This window comes from Nonomuraea sp. NPDC051941 (assembly GCF_044593615.1).
Map to the genome: position 1 here is coordinate 14044 of NZ_JBIUCF010000088.1, position 19597 is coordinate 33640.

The 19597-nt window shown below is 71.1% G+C and carries 17 protein-coding genes; 7 read left to right on the forward strand and 10 right to left on the reverse strand.

Features of this window, described 5'->3' with window-relative positions:
* The first annotated feature begins 443 nt into the window (after positions 1–443).
* Positions 444–2264 carry a flavin-containing monooxygenase gene (locus tag ACIHFD_RS64625; protein WP_397375407.1) on the forward strand — a complete coding sequence of 607 codons (1821 nt, stop codon included), beginning with the start codon at positions 444–446 and terminating at the stop codon, positions 2262–2264.
* A complete protein-coding gene (locus tag ACIHFD_RS64630; RefSeq protein ID WP_397375408.1) occupies positions 2261–3856 on the forward strand; it encodes an SMP-30/gluconolactonase/LRE family protein in 1596 nt (531 codons plus the stop codon). Before ACIHFD_RS64625 ends, ACIHFD_RS64630 begins: the two co-directional genes overlap by 4 nt.
* A 159-nt stretch (positions 3857–4015) precedes the next feature.
* On the opposite strand, the gene infA is transcribed toward ACIHFD_RS64630, so the two are convergent.
* From infA to ACIHFD_RS64660, 6 genes are all read right to left on the reverse strand, one after another.
* Complete coding sequence (gene infA / locus ACIHFD_RS64635) at positions 4016–4240, reverse strand: translation initiation factor IF-1 (protein WP_350734166.1); 225 nt, start codon at positions 4238–4240, stop codon at positions 4016–4018.
* A 53-nt stretch (positions 4241–4293) separates the two neighbouring features.
* Positions 4294–5082, reverse strand: coding sequence for a GNAT family N-acetyltransferase (locus tag ACIHFD_RS64640; protein ID WP_397375409.1), 789 nt, complete (start codon positions 5080–5082; stop codon positions 4294–4296).
* 232 nt (positions 5083–5314) lie between these two features.
* Positions 5315–6952 (reverse strand): RecQ family ATP-dependent DNA helicase, encoded by a 1638-nt coding sequence (locus ACIHFD_RS64645; RefSeq protein WP_397375410.1) that lies wholly within the window; start codon positions 6950–6952, stop codon positions 5315–5317.
* A 133-nt stretch (positions 6953–7085) separates the two neighbouring features.
* On the reverse strand, positions 7086–7991 hold the full coding sequence (locus ACIHFD_RS64650) for a carbohydrate ABC transporter permease (protein ID WP_397375411.1): 906 nt from the start codon (positions 7989–7991) through the stop codon (positions 7086–7088).
* Entirely contained in the window at positions 7988–8902 is a 915-nt protein-coding gene (locus tag ACIHFD_RS64655) for a carbohydrate ABC transporter permease (protein ID WP_397375412.1), read from the reverse strand. The genes ACIHFD_RS64650 and ACIHFD_RS64655 overlap by 4 nt, the downstream gene beginning before the upstream one ends.
* On the reverse strand, positions 8899–10257 hold the full coding sequence (locus ACIHFD_RS64660) for an ABC transporter substrate-binding protein (RefSeq protein ID WP_397375413.1): 1359 nt from the start codon (positions 10255–10257) through the stop codon (positions 8899–8901). The genes ACIHFD_RS64655 and ACIHFD_RS64660 overlap by 4 nt, the downstream gene beginning before the upstream one ends.
* A gap of 177 nt (positions 10258–10434) precedes the next feature.
* Between ACIHFD_RS64660 and ACIHFD_RS64665 the strand changes: the two genes are divergently transcribed.
* The 3 genes from ACIHFD_RS64665 to ACIHFD_RS64675 are packed head-to-tail and all read left to right on the forward strand — an operon-like array spanning position 10435 to position 13164.
* Entirely contained in the window at positions 10435–11109 is a 675-nt protein-coding gene (locus ACIHFD_RS64665; RefSeq protein ID WP_355211933.1) for a GntR family transcriptional regulator, read from the forward strand.
* Complete coding sequence (locus tag ACIHFD_RS64670; protein ID WP_397375414.1) at positions 11096–12031, forward strand: dihydrodipicolinate synthase family protein; 936 nt, start codon at positions 11096–11098, stop codon at positions 12029–12031. The genes ACIHFD_RS64665 and ACIHFD_RS64670 overlap by 14 nt, the downstream gene beginning before the upstream one ends.
* The gene (locus ACIHFD_RS64675; protein WP_397375415.1) at positions 12028–13164 is read left to right on the forward strand and encodes a mandelate racemase/muconate lactonizing enzyme family protein; all 1137 of its coding nucleotides are present in this window, start codon (positions 12028–12030) and stop codon (positions 13162–13164) included. Before ACIHFD_RS64670 ends, ACIHFD_RS64675 begins: the two co-directional genes overlap by 4 nt.
* 72 nt (positions 13165–13236) lie before the next feature.
* Here ACIHFD_RS64675 and ACIHFD_RS64680 read toward each other — a convergent pair whose 3' ends face one another.
* The 3 genes from ACIHFD_RS64680 to ACIHFD_RS64690 form a co-directional block, all read right to left on the reverse strand.
* Positions 13237–13428: a hypothetical protein gene (locus tag ACIHFD_RS64680; protein WP_397375416.1), complete on the reverse strand. Its 192-nt coding sequence runs from the start codon at positions 13426–13428 to the stop codon at positions 13237–13239.
* A gap of 62 nt (positions 13429–13490) precedes the next feature.
* The gene (locus tag ACIHFD_RS64685) at positions 13491–13916 is read right to left on the reverse strand and encodes a DUF4267 domain-containing protein (RefSeq protein WP_397375417.1); all 426 of its coding nucleotides are present in this window, start codon (positions 13914–13916) and stop codon (positions 13491–13493) included.
* Positions 13917–13958: 42 nt separating this feature from the next.
* Positions 13959–14627, reverse strand: a complete 669-nt coding sequence (locus tag ACIHFD_RS64690) for a hemerythrin domain-containing protein (protein WP_397375418.1) — start codon at positions 14625–14627, stop codon at positions 13959–13961.
* A 75-nt stretch (positions 14628–14702) separates the two neighbouring features.
* Here ACIHFD_RS64690 and ACIHFD_RS64695 point away from each other — a divergent pair, with 75 nt between their 5' ends.
* Positions 14703–17927 (forward strand): BTAD domain-containing putative transcriptional regulator, encoded by a 3225-nt coding sequence (locus ACIHFD_RS64695; protein WP_397375420.1) that lies wholly within the window; start codon positions 14703–14705, stop codon positions 17925–17927.
* Between the two features lie 258 nt (positions 17928–18185).
* The gene (locus ACIHFD_RS64700; protein ID WP_397375421.1) at positions 18186–18779 is read left to right on the forward strand and encodes a WD40 repeat domain-containing protein; all 594 of its coding nucleotides are present in this window, start codon (positions 18186–18188) and stop codon (positions 18777–18779) included.
* A gap of 159 nt (positions 18780–18938) precedes the next feature.
* Here the strand turns inward: ACIHFD_RS64700 and ACIHFD_RS64705 are convergent.
* On the reverse strand, positions 18939–19597 hold a 659-nt coding region (locus ACIHFD_RS64705; protein ID WP_397375422.1), incomplete at its 5' end, for a WD40 repeat domain-containing protein.

The window sequence follows — 19597 nt, forward strand, 5'->3', positions numbered from 1 at the left end:
TCGATGCCGAGAAAGAAGCACGAGCTGATCGAGACCTTCCAGCAGGCGCCGGAACATCCGCCCCCAGCGCCTACGGTCCTGGAGCCGCGGGCGGAATGGGCCGAACCGCGCGAGGGCTGCCCGGTGGCGCCGATCCGGCCGGCCAGTGCTGACCCGCTGGCAAGTTCGCGTACTGGTCAGACACGCTGGTCAGCCTGGCCGAGTTCACCTCTGAGGAGAAGGACGCCGCTCAGGCCGCGTACATGAGCGCCCACGCCAAAATGATCGGCATGCTGCTGGGCGACCGTGCCAAGCGGGACCGACTCGCCACCGGCCGCTCGCTCATTCATACGGCCAAGAGCGCAGCCTGCCTGCCGCCAATCGCAACGAGAACGCCTTTGAGCACGCCGCCGAACTGAGCTTCACCCGCTCCCCACCTGATCACCCGAATCGGAAGGGCATCCATGGAACACTCTCCGACGCCGCCTGCCCGCCTCACAGTCGCGGACCTGGGCTTCGACCCGGACGTGCTACGCGCCAGGTACCGCCACGAACGCGACCGCCGGTTGCGGCCCGACGGCAACGCCCAGTACCAGGGCGCCCGTGGCGAGTTCGGCTACTACGCCGCCGACCCGTACACCGAACGCGCCGAGCGGGAACCGGTCCGCGACCGAGTCGAGGCGCTGGTGGTGGGTGGCGGCTTCGGCGGGCTGCTCACCGGCGCCAGGCTCCGCGAGGCCGGCGTGGACGGCATCCGGATGCTCGACGAGGCCGGCGACTTCGGCGGCACCTGGTACTGGAACCGCTACCCGGGCATCCACTGCGACATCGAATCATCGGTCTACCTGCCGCTGCTCGAAGAGGTCGGCTACCTGCCCACCATGCGGTACGCGCCCGGCGAGGAGATCCGCCGGCACGCCGTCGCGATCGCCGAACTCTACGACCTGTACCGCGACACGCTGTTCCATACTCGCGTCACGGAGTTGCGCTGGGACGACGCCGCGGCCGAGTGGCAGGTGCGCACCGACCGCGGCGACGACTTCCGTGCCCGCTACGTCGTCATGTCCTCCGGCACCCTGACCCAGCCGAAGCTGCCCGGCATCCCCGGCATCGAGACGTTCCGCGGGCACACCTTCCACACCAGCCGCTGGGACTACGGCTACACCGGCGGCGACCAGAGCGGCGACCTGCACCAGCTCGCCGACAAGCGGGTCGCGGTCGTGGGCACCGGCGCCACCGGGATCCAGGTCATCCCGCACCTGGGGCGGGACTCGCAGCACCTGTACGTCTTCCAGCGCACCCCCTCGTCGGTCGACGTGCGCGACAACCGCCCCACCGACCCGGCCTGGGCCGCCTCGCTCAAGCCCGGCTGGCAGCGGGAACGGATGGCGAACTTCCTCACCGTCGTCACCGGCGGGCCCGCCGGACAGGACCTGATCAACGACGGCTGGACCAGCACCGCACGGCTGCAACGCCACCTGATGGCCGGCACCGTCGACACCGACCTGTCACCCGAGCAGCGCGAGTACCTCGACGAGATCGCCGACTTCCAGAAGATGAACCAGATCCGCGCCCGCGTCGACGAGATCGTCGACGACCCGGCTACCGCGGAGCTGCTCAAACCCTGGTACCGCTACATGTGCAAGCGGCCCACCTTCAGTGACCACTACCTGCAGACGTTCAACCGGCCCAACGTCACCCTGGTCGACACCGCCGACCACGGCGGCATCACCGCGATGACGGAGTCGGCGGTCGTGGTCGGCGAGCACGAGTACGAGGTCGACTGCGTCATCTTCGCCACCGGCTTCGAGGTCGGCGTCTCCGGCATCCTCTCCGGCGCCCTGCCGGTGTACGGCCGGGACGGCGCGCCCCTGCTCGGCACCTGGCGGCAGGGCCCCCGCACGCTGCACGGCTTCTACGGCCACGGCTTCCCGAACCTGTTCCACCTGGGCCCGCTGCAGAACGCCTCCGCGGTCAACTTCGTGCACATCCTGCAGGAGCAGGCCACCCACATCGGCGCCGTGGTCGCCGAGGCCCGCCGGCGTGGCCTCGGTGTGGTCGAGCCGACCAAGGACGCCGAGGACGCGTGGGTCGCCACCATCCGGGAGCTGGCGCCGGACCACAGCCGGTTCCAGGCCGAGTGCACGCCCGGCTACTACAACAACGAGGGCAAGCCCCGCCGGGTCAGCCAGACGTACGGGCCCGGTCCGGTCGCCTTCCACGACCTGCTGCGCCGGTGGCGTACCGAGGGCGGCATGGACGAGATCCTGGCGGGCAACCGATGAACCGCCGCAAGGCCGAGCTGCTGGTCCGGGCGAGTCCGCTGTGGGGGTCGAACGGCATGGCCTTCGGACCCGACGGGCGCCTGTACGTGGCCCAGTTCCTCGCCGGTCAGATCAGCGCCGTCGACCTGGCCACCGGCGACGTCGAGGTGGTCGTGCCATCGGACGGGCCGCTGCACTCCCCCGACGACCTCGCCTTCGACAGCGGCGGCGCGATGTACGTGACCGACCTGGTCCCGGGCCGGGTGTGGCGACGTGACCCGACCGGGGACTTCACGCTCGTCACCGGCGAGATCACCGCGCCCAACGGCATCGCCTGCGTCGGCACCCGGGTGTTCGCCAACGAGATGATCCCGGGTGGACGCCTGCTGGAGCTGTCCCCGGCCGGCGGCGAACCCACGGTGCTCACGGCTGGCCTAGCCATGGGCAACGCGATGCAGCTCGGCCCGGACGGGCAGCTCTACTACCCGCACATGCTCACCGGCGAGGTGTTCCGCATCCCGCTCGACGGCGGCGAGCCGGAGCTGGTGGCCGCGGACGTCCCGGATCCGGTCGCCGTGCGCTTCGACCGCGCCGGCGCCCTGCTGGTGCTCGCCCGCGGGGCGAGCGGGATCGTCACGCGCGTCGACCTGGCCGGCACCGGCGACCGGTCGGAAATCGTCAGCGAGCTCAACGCCCTGGACAACGCCGCCTTCGACGCCGACAACCGGATGTTCGTCTCCAGCTACGCGCATGGCGGCGTCGCCGAGCTCGCGGCCGACGGACGTACCCGCCAGATCGTGCCCCGCGGCCTCGGCGGCCCCTTCGGGGTGACCATCGATCTCGGCGGCGGCGTCCACGTGGCCGACCACTACCGCCTCACCCAGCCCGCCGACCGGCCGGACGAAGACGTCACCACCACCGAGCAGCTGACCTTCGTGCACGGCATCGCCGCCGACGGCGACCTGCTCCACACCACCTCCCAGTACGGGCACGTACGCACCTACGACCGCCGCTCCGGCACGGTACGCACCCGGGCCGACGGCCTGAACCGGCCGCTGGGCATCGCCGTGCGCGCCGACGGCACGCTGCTGGTCGCCGAATCCGGCGCCGGCCGCATCGTCGCCATCGACCACGACGACCAGGTCAGCGTGCTGGCCGAGGGCCTCGGCCGCCCGGTCGACGTAGCCGTCGACGCCGGCCGGCGCTGCTACGTCAGCGACGAGCAGCTCGCCTCGGTGTACCGCGTCGAGCACGGCCTACCCGTGCTGCTGGCCGACGGGCTCGGCACCCCGCAGGGCATCACCGTCCACGACGGCACCCTGTACGTCGTCGAGACCGCCCACCGCCGCCTGCTCGCCATCGACCTCGCCACCGGCGACGTGGAGGTCGAAGCCGGCTCGCTTCCGGTCGCGTCCGCGGCCGGCTTGACCGGCCCGGAACCCGGCCTGTTCATCCCGCCCGGCCTGCCCGGAATGCCGCGGCCGTTCGCCGGGATCGCGGCCACGGCGGACGGCTCCCTGATCATCGCTGCGAACGGCGACGGCAGCGTCCTGCTCCTGCACCCCGAAGAAGCCGCACCTGGCCGGAGTGACCGCTGCGCCCGCGATGCCTGAACGCGGAACCCGATGGTCTCGGGGACGGGGTAGTCGGAGCGATCCGGCCGGCTCGAGGAGATCGCGGCCCTGGCCGTGGAGCGATGGCGGGGCATGACGGCGGGCGGCCGACGCGCGTGAGCGCGGCCGCCCGCCGATATGCGCTGCCCCGGGCGGTGACTACGTCCTGTAGCGGTACAGGATCCGGCCGCGGGTCAGGTCGTATGGGCTGAGCTCCACGAGCACCCGGTCATACGGCAAGATCTTGATGTAGTTCTTCCGTATCTTCCCGCTGATGTGCGCCAGTACTTTGTGCCCGTTCTCGAGCTCCACCCTGAAGGTGGCGTTACGCATGCACTCGATGACCGTGCCCTCTATTTCGATACCGTCTGGTGATCTTGCCATCGTTCTCTCACCTCTTCACTACGAATGCCGTTGACGCGAGCCGCAGTGCGGTCTCAGTGGAGCACCAATTCCAGATTGCTGCCCGTACGCCGGGCCCCGACGCCCTCGAACAGCGCCATGGCCGCCCGGTTGGACTCGTTCACTTCGGCCGAGGCCGCTTCGGTGCCGCTGTGGTGCAGGGCACCCAGGACGTGGGCGAGCAATGCCCGGGCGATGCCGCGGCGCCGCCGGCCGGACCGGACCGCGATCAGCCCGATCCGTGGCCGCCTGGTCACCGCTGCCAGCCGGACCAGGCCCACGTACTGATCGGGCCGTGCGGCCACCGCGTACTTCGACGGATCCAGCACGATCGGGCCGGGCACCACCTCGGCGGGCATCTCCTGCCAGCCGACGGTGGCCTCGACCTCGTCGCGAATCGCGCGGTCCAGCGTACGCAGAAGGGCCTCTTCCACCCTGCCCGCGGCCACGATCGTCACGCCCTCCGGTGGTGGCGCCGAATCGAGACCCGTGATCCGCGGGTCGGTGGGCACGAGGTACTCCCACTCGCGGCGTCGGATCGCGAACCCGGCACGCTCCCACTGCGACGTCAGGTCAAGGTCGGCCTCGTCGACCACCGTGTGCAGCGGCCTCGGCAGGTCCGCCGGCATGGCGTCGGCGAGCCGGTCGAAGACCTCGCCGTCCCACGCGTCGATGCTGAGGAACATCCGTCCGTCGGGCCTGCGTGACATGTCGCCGCGGCCGACCACCCGGTCGCCCTCGACGGCGTGCCATTGCCGCTCCGCGACCCGGCTGATCGCTACGGCATGCTCGCCGGTGCGGGACGGGAAACAATCAGAATTCATAGGTTGTCGCCTTTCGGGATCGCCTTGTCGAGGCGCTCCCGGCGACATCTATGTCAGTCGCCCGACCGTGACGACGAGGGGAGCACCCACATCGATACAGCGTTCATGGGTCTCACCTCCTCGTGCGGTGTCACGGTTCGCAGGACGCTATCAACACGCGGATCGTCCCGTCCAACCATTTTCCCGGACCGCCCGGGCCATGGCCGAGCGGATCCACGGGACGGTGCGGAACCTACCCGCGGTGGAGGACGTCATCCACCGCGGCCAGCGACAGCGTCTTGTAGCCGACCGAGTCGAACAGCACGGTGATCCGGTCGTGTTCGCGGCTCATGACCGTCCCCGCCCCCCACATCTTGTGCGTCACCCTGGCCTGCACAGGTAGCTCCCCGCCGTCCGGGGCGGGCGCCGGTCCGGGTGCCGGGCCGTTCTCGCAGGTGTCGCAGGTTCCGGCGTACGGCTCGCCGAAGTAGTGGAGCAGGAACCGGCGGCGGCAGCCCCTGGTCTCCGCGTAGCCGCGCATCATATCGATCCGCGAGTCGTCCACGCGTCGTCGCGCCTCGTCCAGCTCGGACGCCCGCGCGGCGGCCTGTTCCGGCGTCAGCGTGCGGGAGGCGTACCGCAGGTCGCCGGTGTGGGTCACGGTGAGCGCGCCCGCGCGTTCCAGCAGGTTGACGAGCCTGGCGAGGTTGGAGGTGCTCATCTTGAGCAGCGCGGCCAGTTCGCCCGCGGGCACCGTTCCGGCGTGCTCGCGAACCAGTGTGGCCACGCGCAGCAGTGCCTCGGCGTCGGCTCGGCCGCTGGTGAAGAACCGGCGCAGGCCCAGATCCTCCTGCCGGTAGAACAGCACCGCCGAGGCCGGAGCGCCGTCCCGTCCCGCCCTGCCGATCTCCTGGTAGTACGCGTCGGGCGACTCCGGCGGCTCGGCGTGCAGCACGTAGCGCACGTCGGGCCGGTCGATGCCCATGCCGAACGCCGACGTCGCCACGACGGTGTCCACCTCGCCCCTGGTGAACAGCTCGTGCACGCGGGTGCGTTCGGTGGCCCGCATGCCGCCGTGGTACGGCTCGGCCCGGCGTCCCTTCCGGGTCAGCGCGGCCGCGTACTCCTCGGTCTCCTTGCGGGTGGCGACGTACACCAGGCCGAGACCGTCGAGGGAGGCGGCGTGCTCGACCAGCGCCCGCTTCTTGTCCTGGGCGGAGACGAAGCGGCGGACCTCCAGCGAGATGTTCGGGCGGTCGAACCCCCTGATGATCTCCACCGGGTCGGTCAGCCCCAGCGAGCGGATGATCTCCTCACGGACGTTCGGGGCGGCGGTGGCGGTCATCGCCACCACCGGCGGATGCCCCAGGCGCTCGATGACCTTCCCGAGCCGCAGGTAGTCGGGCCGGAAGTCGTGGCCCCAGGACGAGACGCAATGGGCCTCGTCGATGACGATCAGCGAGGGCCCGGCCTGCGCGAGGCGTTCGACGACGTCGGCCTTGGCGAGCTGTTCCGGCGACAGGAACACGAACGCCGCGTCCCCGGCCGTCACCTTCTCCAGCCCGGCCGCTACGGAGGAGGTCGAGTTCACCGCCACGGCGCCGCCCGCGTCCGCCTTGAGCAGGTGGGTCACCTGGTCGCGCTGGAGCGCGATCAGCGGCGAGACGACGATCGCGGGGCCGTCGAGCAGCAGCGTGGGCACCTGGTAGACCGCTGACTTGCCGCCGCCGGTCGGCATGACGAGCAGCACGTCGCGGCCCTTGAGTAAGTGCTCCATCGCCTCCTGCTGGCCCGGGCGCAGCTCTCTCCAGCCGAAGCGCTGCAAGGCCGTGGCCCGCAGCTTGCGCCCCTGCCGCCCGAACCGGCCCTTCAACCTCATCCACAAGCCCATGCCACCCAACCCTCCGCTCGGTGGCGGTCATTACCCGCACTGGCGGGCCGCATGCCTGCGACCGATCGGGCCGCAGCTTACGGCAACTCGCCCGCCAGGCCGGGCACTCCCCCCATCGAACCGCACACCGGCGTCAGCCCTTCACCGCGCCGGCGCTCAACCCCTGGATGAGGAAGCGCTGGACGTACGCGAAGAGCACGACGACGGGCGCGACGGCGATCAGGCCCCCGGCGGCGAGAGCGCCGAAGTCGGTGCCGAACTCCCCCAGCAGGTAGCTCAGCCCGACGGGCACGGTGAACCGGTCCTGCGAGCTGATGAACATGATGGCGAACAGGAAGTTGTTCCACGCGCTGATGAACGCGAAGGACCCGACGGCGACGATCCCGGGCTTCAGCAGCGGCAGGACGACCGCGCAGAACGCCTGGATCCGGCCGCACCCGTCCACCTGAGCCGCCTCCTCCAGGGAGACCGGCACATTTCTGATGAAGCCCGCCATGAGGACGAGGGAGAGCGGCAGGTGGAAGACGGTGTCGGCGATGATCAGGCTCCACAGGCTGTTCGTCAGATAGAGCCCGTTGAAGATCTGGAAGAGCGGGATGAGCATCATGGCGCCCGGGATGAACTGCGTGCACAGCATGATGACCAGGAAGACGTTCTTGCCGCGGAAGGTGAGGCGGGCGAGCGCGTACCCGCCGAGCATGCCGATCACCGTCGACACGAGGAGGCTGGCGACCGCGACGACGATGCTGTTGCGGAAGTAGACGCCGAAACCCGAGCCCTCCCAGACCCTGCGGAAGTTCTCCAGGGTGATGGGCCACGGCACGAGGGCCGTGGAACCCGGCGGCCGGAAGGCGAACAGCACCATCCAGTACAACGGGACGAGCGTGAAAAGCAGGAACAACGTCAGCGGCAACCACAGCATCAGGCGGCCGCCGACCGAGCGCCGCCGCTTGCGGGCCGCGTGCGCGCCGGTCGCGTGCCCCCGGGTCGGTGGTGTCGCCGGGACCCGACCGACGTCGTCGCGGGTGGCGAGGCTCACTTGCCCTCCTTGGAATCGCCGGAGCTGATGCGCAGGTAGACCAGGGACGCGAAGGTCAGCAGCAGGAACGCCGTGACGGTGAGCGCGGAGCCGTAGCCGAAGTCCTGGTCGTGGATGGCGGTCTGGGCCACGTAGAGCGGCAGCGTGGTCGTCGAACCCGCCGGGCCGCCGGCGGTCATCGTGTACAGCAGGTCGACGTTGTTGAACTCCCACACCGCCCGCAGCAGCGTGGCGATGATCACGGCCCTGCGGATGTGCGGCCAGGTCACCGCCGAGAACCGGCGCAGCGGCCCGGCGCCGTCGACGTTCGCGGCCTCGTACAGCTCCAGCGGCACCGACTGCAGGTCGGCGAGGATGAGGATGGCGAAGAACGGGATGCCCTTCCACAGCTCGGCGATGACCAGGGCCCAGAAGGTCGTGCCGGGATCCGACAGCAGGGAGGTCCCGTACTCGCCGATGCCCATGGACGCCAGGTAGTGCCCGATCCCGGTGGTGGGGTTGTAGAGCAGGATCCAGATCGTCGTCGTGAGGATGCCCGACACCGCCCATGGGCTGAAGGCCAGGGCGCGGGCCAGCCCGCGGCCCACGAAGGTGCGGTTCAGCACCAGCGCCAGCGCCAGGCCGAGCACGAACTGCAGCCCCACCTCCACGAACACCCACTGGGCGGTGAAGCGCAGGCTCCGCCAGAACCGCTCGTCGGCCAGCAGTGCCCGGTAGTTGTCCAGGCCGGCGAACCCGTCGTCGAGGGGCCGGGTGAGGTTGTGGTGGCGCAGGCTCTCCCAGAAGACGCTGAGCACGGGATAGAGCAGGAAGACCAGCACCAGCACGACGGCCGGCGCGATCAGCAGGTACGCGTGCCCGGCCCGGGACCCGGCCGGCTGGTGCACCGGTTCGGCGGTCGTGGAGCTCATCCGTGCTCCTTGTCGTACTTGCGCTTGGCCGTGGTCAGGGCCGTGGCCGCGGCGGTGAGGAAGTCACGGGGCGTCAGGCTGCCCTGCAGCACCTTCTGCCACTCCGGAAGCAGGTCGGTGACGGTGATGGAGGTGAATTCCGGCAGGTAGTAGGGCTGTTCCAGGGTCACGACGCCGGGCTTCGCGGCGGCGTCCAGCGCGGCCTTCATGGCGGCGTTCTCGGTCACCCACTTCTCTTTCGCGACCGTCTTGTTGCCCGGGAGGTATCCGGACTTCTGGGCCCAGAAGCTGTTGCCCTCGGGCTCCATCGTGTAGGCGAGGAACTTCCAGGCCTCCTCCTGGTGCTCGCTCTCCTGGAACATCGCGAACCCGGTCGTCATCCAGCCGGTCAGCACCTGACCGTCCGGCCCGGGGAAAGGCGCGACGGCACCGACCTTCTCGGCTCCCAGGGCGGCGACGTGGTTGGGGTAGGAGCCGATGCTGTGGCTCAACATGGCCGCGCCGCCGTTGCCGAACTGGGCCACCATGGTCTTGAAGTCTGCGGTCAGATCGCTGCGCGCGGTCTGCCTGCCGAACAGGGCCACGTACTTCTCGCAGGCGGCGATGACCGCGGGGTCGTCCAGCGTGGAGGACCCGTCCTCGCGGAAGAACGTGCTCACGCCCGCGCGTGGATAGACCATCTGCACGAACTGGCTGAAGAAGCCGTTGCCGCCGCGCAGCGTGTAGCCGAAGCGGCCGGAGGAGGCGTCGGTGAGGCGGCTCGCGGCCGCGTCGAAGTCCGCCCAGGTGGCCGGCGGCTTCAGCCCGGCCTCCTGGAACCAGTCGGCGCGATAGTAGATCACGTCGGCGAGGCTGGTGGTGGGCGTCAGGTAGAGCTTGCCGTCGGGGGCGGCGGCCCGGGAGGACTTGAGCATCTGCTCGGAGATGTGCTGTTCGAGGCCGGCCTTCTTCAGGCGTTCGTCCAGGGGGGCGAGCGCGTTCTGGGCCACCAGGGCCGCGAGGTCGGACGCCTTCGGGGTGAGCAGGTCGGGTGTGGAGCGCGTGGCGATCGCGGTGTTGATCTTCTGCATGTACTGGTCGGTGGGCAGGCCCAGGTAGTTGATGCGGATGCCGGGGTTCTTGGCCTCGAACATCGAGATCAGCTTCTTGAGGTTGGCCGTGCGCTCCGGGCGGGTGTCGGTGTCCCACAACTGCAGCGTGACGGTGCCGCCGCTGCCACCGCCTGAGCCGCCGCAGGCGCTCACCGCGGACGCCAGACCCATGGCGACGCCGGCCTGTGCCGCCGTCCGGATGAAGCTGCGCCGGGACAGGGCGTACCGGCCGAGGACCTCGGCCGGGTGGTGCTGACGGGTCATGGGTCTTTCCTCTCGTTCACCAAGAACTGCGCTCCGCTGTGCGGTTGCCATACGGTACATGAGATATGAGATTTAGGGTATGGTCGGTTCTATACAATGGGCCATATGCCCTGCGATCCCCCCGGCGGCCAGACGGAGCGCCGGTTGCGGTGGTCGATGACAAGTGAAGGAGCGCGGGTGAGTGAGACAGCGTTGGGCGCGATCAAAGCGTCTTCGAGGACGGCCCTCGTCCTCGAAGCGCTGCGTCGCGGCATTCTGAGCGGCGAGCTGCCGGCCGGGCGTGCCCTCGTGGAGGTGGAGCTCGCCAGCCGTTTCGGTGTCTCCAAGACTCCGGTGCGCGAGGCGCTGAAGACGCTCAGCGGGGCCGGCCTGGTCACCATCAGCGAATACACCGGGGTGACGGTCCGCAAGGTCGACGAGCGCCTCACCCGGAGCGTGTTCGACGCCCGGTGCCTGATCGAGCCGGCCGCGGTGCGGCGAAGCGTCGAGGCCGGGCTGAGCGACGGCGGCCGGCTCGCCCGCGAGGCCCTGCGCAAGTCGGACGAGGCCACGGACGAGGTGACCCGCAGCCTCGCCAATCGCGACTTCCACCGCGCCCTCTACGCCGACTGCGACAACGAGGTGCTGGTCGGCGTGCTCGACCAGCTACGCGACCAGACGGCCCTCATCTCCGTCAACGTCTGGTCCCAGCGTCCCTCCTGGGAGGACGAGGCGCAGGAGCACCGGCAGATTCTCGAGGCGGCACTGAACGGGCAGGCCGACGAGGCGGCCCGGCTCGTGTTGCAGCACATCAGCGTGTTCCAGGAGCGGGCGCTCCAGCAGATCAAGGAGGCCGGCCGTGAGGTTCGGTGAGCTCTCCCGGGCCCTGCGCGACGTCGTCGCCATCCCGGTCACGCCCTACGCCGGCGGCGTCCCCGACCTCGCGCTGTTCCGTTCGCTGCTGCGCCGCCTGGTCGACGCGGGCGTCAACGTGCTCACCCCGAACGGCAACACCGGCGAGTTCTACGCCCTGAGCGCCGAGGAGCGGCTCCAGCTGATCACGGCCGCCGCGGAGGCCGTTCAGGGAGAGGCGCACCTCCTGGCCGGGATCGGCCTCGACGTCGCCACCGCCGTCGAGGAGGCCCGCCACGCGGCGGCGCACGGCGTCCGGATGGTCATGGTGCACCAGCCGGTGCACCCGCACGTGTCGGCCCAGGGCTGGCTCGACTACCACAGGGAGATCGCCGAAGCGGTGCCCGACCTGGCCCTGGTCCTCTACCTGCGCAACGCCTGGGTGGACGGCCGGCTGCTGACGCGGCTGGGCGACCTGTGCCCCAACGTGATCGCCCTGAAGTACGCCGTCGCGGACGTGAACCGTTTCGCGCAGCTACGCGCGGAGACAGGCCCCGACCGGTTCGTCTGGATCGCCGGGCTGGCCGAACCGTACGCGCTGTCCTACGCCGTCCACGGGGCCGAGGGCTTCACCTCCGGGCTGGTGAACGTCAACCCCGCCTTCTCGCTCCGGCTCAGGGACGCCCTGCGCGAGGAGCGCTATCCGGCGGCGGAGCGGATGCTCCACGACATCGCGCGGTTCGAGCACCTGCGCGCGGTCGACGGCGGAGCCAACAACGTCAGCGTCGTCAAGGAGGCGATGCACCAGCTCGGCCTGTGCGACCGCGCGGTCCGGGCGCCGAGCACCGTCCTCGGCGAACCCGAACGGCAGGAGGTCGCGCGGATCCTCACCGAGTGGGCCAAGGCCGACGACCTCGGGCCCCTGCCCGTGGCGGCGCCATGAGGATCAGCGGCCTCCGCTCGTTCGTGCAGCGCGTCGGCGATCGTCCCCGGGTGCTGGTGCGCGTCGACACCGACGAGGGCGTCAGCGGCTGGGGCGAGGCCTACAACCATGGCCCCGACCTGGCGCTCGGCCCCCTGCTCGACTACCTCGGCGGGCAGATCAGGGGTAAGGACCCGCGGCGCGTCGAATACGTGTCCCAGCTCCTCCTCCGCACCGCCAGGTTCCCGCAGGGAGCGCTCGGGCTGGCGGCGATCGCCGCCATCGACCACGCGCTGTGGGACATCACCGCCAAGGCGCTCGGCGTGCCCGTCTACCAGGTGCTCGGTGGCGCCGTACGGGATCGGGTGCGCGTCTACTGCGGGCTCTACTCCGCGCCCGACCCCGACGAGTGCCGCCGCCAGACCACCGAACTGCACCGGCAACACGGATTCACCGCCTTCAAGCTGAGCCCGTTCCGAACGGACCTGCACGCCAGACGCTGGGGCCTCGTCGTCGCCGAGACGGCGGAATGGGCTCAGGAGGTCAGGCGGTGCTGCCCGGAGGAGTTCGACTTCGCCTTCGACGCGCACGCCAAGATCTTCGAGCCCTACCAGGCGGTTCAGCTCGGCAACGCCCTGGCGCCGATGGACCCGCTCTTCCTGGAGGAGCCGCTCCGCCCGGAGCACTTCGCCTCCTGGGGCCACCTGCGCCAGCAGTTGGAGGTGCCCCTGGCCACCGGCGAGAGCCTGTATTCCCCCCACGAGTTCCTGAACCTGCTCACCCACGGGGGCGCCGACCTCGTCCAGCCGGACATCTGCGTGGTGGGCGGCATGTCCCAGATGCGGCGCATCGCGACCCTCGCCGAGACCTTCAACACCATGGTGGCGCCCCACAACCCCATGGGGCCTCTCGCCACCGCGCACAACGTGCACTTCGCCGCGGCCTGCAGCAACTTCTCGATCCTGGAGTACAAGCCGGAGACGACGAGGTGGTGCCCGGACCCGTACGTGCCGGTCGACGGGCACCTGGACCTGCGGCCCGACCGGCCCGGCTGGGGGATCACCATCGACGAGGACGCCCTGGCGGAGGACGACTACGTGCACTGGGAACGCCGGGTTCCCGTCCGGCCGGACGGGTCCCTCGCGTTCTGCTGACACCGCGGGGCCCTGGCAGGTGCGGGCGTCTCCGGGTTGGTGATCATGTCGCCGCCGGCACCTGCCCCCACTTCACGCCCGCGCCCACCGGGCCGCGCGCTCCTGCGCGGTCACCGTCATACCCGCCCGCCGCGCGTGACGCACGAGCGCCGCCACGTCATCGGCATCAGCGGCCTCCACCGGTTGCCTGATGGTCAGATTCCACGCGGTGGCCGCCTGTTCGAAGCCGTCGCCATCCGCCAGGAGCGCGCTGATCGCCGGCATCACCGCGGCGGTGGCGCCGTGGATGCCGTAGGCGACCGCCCTGGGACCGTTGCTGCGCGGCGTCAGGCGGGCTGCGGGGCGGGCGTCGCCGGAGCGGCCGCGACCTTGCGGGTCTCGCGCATCATCAGCAGGCCGTTGACCACCATCAGCGTCGCGGTCAGGGCGTGGACGCCGAACGCGGTGGCCACGGAGCCGTGGTGGGCCAGCACGGTGGTCATGTCGCCGTACGCGGCGAAGGCCTCCACCAGCAGCACCCAGCCCAGCGCCCGGCGGTGGCCCGTCACCAGCAGGATGCCCAGCACCAGGGCCAGGACGACGTCGCGGATTCCCTTGATGATCAGGAAGCCGCCGCCGTCGCCGGACGGCCAGCTCGGCAGGCCGAAGCCCGGCGCCGTCGTCTCCGGGCTCAGGATGAACTCCGTCCCGAACCAGAGGATGAAGAGGATGAAGGCGGCGGTCAGGACGGTGTTGATCTTCTTCAGTGACATTGTTCTTCTCCTGCGAGGGCTTGGGAGTTCTGTGGGGTCTGGTCAGGCGGCGCGGACGCGGCTGATGTGGCGGGCGTAGCGGGGGCGGCCGATGATGTGCCAGATGCCGCGTACCGGAGCGGGAAGGGCGGACAGGAGCGTGGCGCGCTCGGCCGGGTTCGCGTCCTCCAGGACGAGGCCGAAGAGGGTGAAAAGGGTGAGCTTGGGGGTGTTGGCCACCAGGTGGTCGCCCAGGGAGGCCCACTCCTTTTCGGTGATGTGCTCGGCCGCGAGCGGAAGGAGAGTGGCCTCCTCGTCGTCGAGGTGCTCGAGAAGCACGGCCCGGTGATCGGCGAGGGCGGCCACGAGCGTGTCGCGCTCGTCCGCCCCGGCGGCGGCCTCCCACGCCGGGACCGCGGCGTCCAGCCTGGTCAGCGTAGCCGCGACACGCTCGTGCTGTGCCTCCATGCGCAGGACGATGTCGGCCTCCAGATCGACCCGGGACAGCAGCGGCGGCCACAGCAGCTCGTCCTCGCCCTCGTGATGGTTCTTCAGTCCCAGCCGGTAGTCGCGGTAGTGGTCGGCGATCACCTTGGCGCGAGCGGTGTCACCCGGGGCGACCGCCGCGACGAGCTCCATCAGCAGCCGCGACTCGCGACGGAAGGCGCGGTGGACGATCTCCATGTCCTGGGTGTTGACGCTCATCTGTTCCTGCCCTTCATCGGTGGCCATGTGTTCAGGCTGCTCCCGGGTATTTGGAGGGGGCTTGGAGCCGATTTGGAAGCGTCCACGTACGATGTGCGAATCATGGTTTTCATCCGGGTGCTGGGCTCGTTCGCGACCGAGGTGAACGGTGCGGCCGTTCACCTCGGCGGGCCGCGGCAGCGGGGCGTGCTGGCGTTGCTGGTGGCGGCGCGTGGGCAGGTCGTGCCGGTCGATCGGATGATCGAGGATCTGTGGCGCGAGGAGCCGCCCGCGCGGGCTCTGCTGTCCTTGCAGGCGTACGTGTCCAACCTGCGCCGGCTGCTGGAGCCCGGGCGCCCGCCGCGCACGTCGGCCCGGCTGCTGGTGAGCGCGTCGCCCGGCTATGCGCTGCGGCTGCCGCCGGAGTCGGTGGACGCGTGGCGGTTCGAGGACCTGCTCGACCAGGCCCGTACGGTCACCGACCCGCGTGCCGCCCGGTCCCGGCTCGCCGAAGCGTTGGGGCTGTGGCAGGGACCGGCGTTCGCCGAGGTCGCCGACGAGCCGTGGGCCGCCGCCGAGACGGCCCGGCTGAACGAGCTGCGCCTGCTCGCCACCGAGCTGCACGTCGCGGCGGGTCTGCGAATCGGCGACGCTGCCGCGGTGGTCCCCGAGGCCGAGCGGCTCACCCGCGATGAGCCGCTGCGCGAGGAGGGCTGGCGGCTGCACGCCCTGGCACTGTGGAGCAGTGGCCGCCAAGCCGACGCGCTGGCGACGCTCCGCCGCGCCCGCGGCATCTTCGCCGAGGAGCTCGGGCTCGACCCCGGCCCGGACCTGACGGCGTTGGAGGAGGCGATCCTCACCCAGCGCACGGACGTCCTGCGCGAGACCGTGCCCCCGCCACCGCCGACCGCGCCGCTGCCGCGGCCGGCTCCGATCAACGAGGCGCCGTTCGTCGGACGCGAGGCGGAACTGTCGGCACTGGTCACGGCCGCCACCGGGGTCGCCACCGGGGCCGCCACCGACGGCGCCCGCATCGCCCTTGTCACCGGCGAGGCCGGGCTCGGCAAGTCGACGCTACTGGAACACCTGGGCAGGCGGCTTGAACGTGACGGATGGCTGGTCGCCGTCGGCCACTGCCCCGAGGTCGACAGCGCGCCGCCCGCGTGGGCCTGGACCGAGGCGCTGAGAGCCGTTGCCGCGGCCACGTCCCCGGGCGAGTTCGCCGACGGCCTCGCGCCGCTGCTCACCGACACCGAGCCGGTGAACGCCGACGCCACCGCGGGACGGTTCCGCCTGCGCCAGGCCGTGTGGAAATGGCTCGCGGCGGTCGCCGCGGAACGCCCGGTCGCCGTCGTGCTGGACGACCTGCACTGGGCGGACGCCGCCACGCTGGAGCTGCTCGGCGGCGGCCTCGGCATGCGGGCCCCGATCCTGGTCGTCGCCGCGTACCGCGCGGACGAGAGCGGACACCTCACCGAAACGCTGGCCTCCCTCGCGCGCGCCACGCCCCTCCGCCTGGCGCTCCCGGGGCTGAACGACGAGGCCGTCGCGGAGCTCGTACGGACCGAATGCGAGGCCGACGAGGAGACCATCGCGGGAATCGCCGAGCGCACCGGCGGCAACCCGTTCTATGTGCGCGAAAGCGCCCGGCTGCTGAATGGCGAAGGCGCGCTGGTCGCCCTCTCCGAGGTCCCCGAAGGCGTACGGGACGTCCTCCGCCGCCGGCTCGCGCGCCTGCCCGAGGGAGGCGTGTCCATCCTCCGGCTGGCCGCGGTCGCAGGCCGGGAAAGCTCGGTGGACGTCCTCGTCAAGGGCGCCGACACCGACGAGGACGGCGTGATGGACGCGCTGGACGCGGGCGTCATCGCCGGGCTGCTGAACGAGCCCGCCCCCGGACGCGTCCGCTTCGTCCACGCCCTCGTCAGGGACACGCTCATCGCCGACCTCAGCCGCCTCCGCACAGCCCGCATGCACGCCCGGATCGCCGCCGCTCTTGAAGGCACCCACGACATCGCGGCGCTGGCCCACCACTACGCGCGCGCCGGCTCGCCGAAGGCCGTCGGCTACTGCGTCCAGGCCGCCGAGCTTGCCGAGGCCCGCTACGCCCACGACGTGGCGGCCGCCCTCCTCACCGACGCCGTCGCCAACTCGACCGGACCGGACGAACGCATCGAATTGCTCGGCAGGCTGCTGCGCGCGCAGATCCGGGCGGGAGCCGTCGGGGCCGCCCGCGAGACCCGCCGTGAAGCTGTGGAGTACGCGGAGTCCCTGGGCCGCGACGACCTGATGATCGCCGCATTCACCGCGTGGACGGAGCCGACCACCTGGCAGGCCCGTATGTACGGCACGGTCGACCGGTCCATCGTCGACCGCCTGAGCCGCCTGCTGAAGCGCGACCTGACCCCTTCGGTGCGGTCCCGGCTCCTGACGGCGTACGTGGACGAACTGGTCGGCGAGGACGACCCGACCGTTCTGGAGGCAGCGCAGGAGGCACTCGACCTCGCCACCGGACCCCGGCTGCGGGCCGCGGCACTCCAGAGCCTGGCCCGAGTCCACGACGACGCCGAGCTCTGCCGAGAGCTCGTGGCGATCGGCACCGAGCACGACCTGCCCGTCTACCGCGTCACCGGGCTGATCAACCATGCCACCGTCGCCGCCGCCGCCAACGACCCGGTGACCATGCGCCAGGCGACCATCGAAGCCCTGGACCTCGCGCGCACCTACCGAATGCGCGAGGCGATCGCCGTCGCCGAGATCACGCTGGCGACCCTGGCGCTCGTCGAAGGCCGATTCGCCGACGCCGAGCGCCTCTACATCAAGGCCGACGAGGGCATGCAACGCGCCGGATCGGTGCACGCGACGGGCTTTCTCCAACTCGCCCTGGCCACGATCTGGCTGAACGACGGCACGCTCGGTGCGCACCTGGACGACGTGCGCGCCCTCCACACCGCGCTCGACCCCATGACCTCCGACCTGCTCGCGCTCGCCCTCCACGCCAACGGCCTGGACGCCGAAGCCCGCGAGGTCCGCGCGTCACCCAGCCCGATCCGCCCCGACTTCTTCTTCACCTTCCTCACAACGTTGCGCGCGATGGCCATCGTCGCCTTGAACGACCGCGACGCCGCCGAGGAGATCTACACGACGCTGCTTCCGCACCGCAACGGCCCCCCGGCGGGCGCCGCGAGCCTGGCGGTGGCGCTGCGCCCGGTCGCCCACACCCTCGGCGAGCTGGCCCTCTTCCTGGGCCGCACCGAGGCCGCCGCCCACTTCACCCAGGCCGCCACCATCGCCGACCAGTGGAACGCACCCCACTGGGCCGCCGAGGCCCGGTTGCGAACGACCACCTAGCCTCTGCCCAGCTCGGCCTCCGCCGCGCCGCGGGCCCGTCAGGACGGGGTCGACCGTGCGGATCCACAGGGTCACGTACGACTGGGCCCCCAAACCGGGTGCCGCGAGAAGCCGAGTCGGTCCTGCGGCAGGGCATCGTCGAAGATCACCTCCTGGCGACGGTCCCTGGGCTGGGACGGGCAATGGGAGTGGCGTTGAGCCCGAAGTTCAGCCCGGACGGGCGACGACGGGACCGTACGCGTCTGGGATCCGGCAGGCATGGGGCTCGTTTCGGTGCTGCGCGGCCATGAGAAGGAGGTGTGGACGGCGGCGTTCGATTCGAGCGGCCGGCGGGTGTTCAGCGGAGGTGTGGACGGCGCCGTCCGGAGCTGGGACTGGTCTGCCGGCACCGATCGCGTGCTGGACCGGCACGACGGCGAGGTGGTGGGCCTGGCCGTGAGCCGCGACGGGAGGAGCCTGGCCAGCGCCGCCACCGATGGCACGATACGGGTCGCCGACACGGGCGGCGAGACGAAGCCGGTGGTGCTGCGTGGCCACGAGCGTGTGGTGTGGAGCGCCGAGTTCAGCCCGGACTGCCGGTGGCTGGCCGGCGCCAGCCGTGACGGCACGCTACGTGTCTGGGATCTCACCGGCGCGGCGGCGACTCTGGTCCGGCAGGCGGACGCCGAGCAGATCCGCGATGTCACCGTCAGCCCGGACGGGCGCCGGCTGGCGACCGGCGGGCAGGACGGCACCGTGCGGATCTGGCCCGTATCCGGCGGGGACGGCACCGTGCGCTTGTGGCGCTGCACCGCCTGCGAACCGATCGATGATCTGCTCACCCGCGTCGATCGGCCACTCGCCGGGGAATGACCCCGGACCGCCGGCCACGCTCCATCCGTGCAGGTCAGGCCGCTACCCGTGGGATTTTCCGTCTCTCGTCCGGCCACCCCCATACCCGCGCCGCCTGATAGGCGCGGGCGAGGTGGCGGTCCATGCTGTGCAGGGCTTGGTCGGACATCGACAGCGGGCTCAGGGCTGGGTGGCAGGGCACACCGTGAAGGGCTCGATGCCCGCCAGGTAGGTCCGCCACTCCTCCGCCGACAGCGCGCGACCGGCGCGGGCGCACACCTGCGTGACCAGCCGCCGCTCGTCGAGCTCGTGGGTGCGCAGCGTGCCGTCGGACGTCAGGCTGTGGATCTTCGTGCCGTCCGGGGAGAAACCCAGCCAGGAATTGTTGCCGGCCGAATCCGTCAGCCCGTCGAACACGACGCCCAGCTCCCGCTTGCCGGCCACGTCCCACAGCCGGATCCGGGGGCCGGCCTCGTACACGGCGATCGTGCGCGCGTCCGGCGACCAGGCGACCGCCGCAACCGACTTGGAATCGGCCCCGTCCAGCGTGGACGGGAAGACGGCGAGGCGGGTCTTGAGGTCGCGGCCCCACAGGGTGAGCCGGTTGAACCCGGCGAAGACCACCTGGCTGCCGTCGGGACTGGCGGCGGCGGCGACGCTGAGCCGCTGGGTCTCCTTCGCGGTGGGCAGGGCGGCCTTGTTCACCGTGTCGTACAGGAGCGGCCCGTTGTCCGCGACGAGCACCCGGCCGTCCGCGCCGGCGCTCATCGGCGGGAAGCCTGTCTGCCCGGTGGAGGTGGACACCCGGCGCGCAAGGTCGCGCACTTCCAGCCACTCAT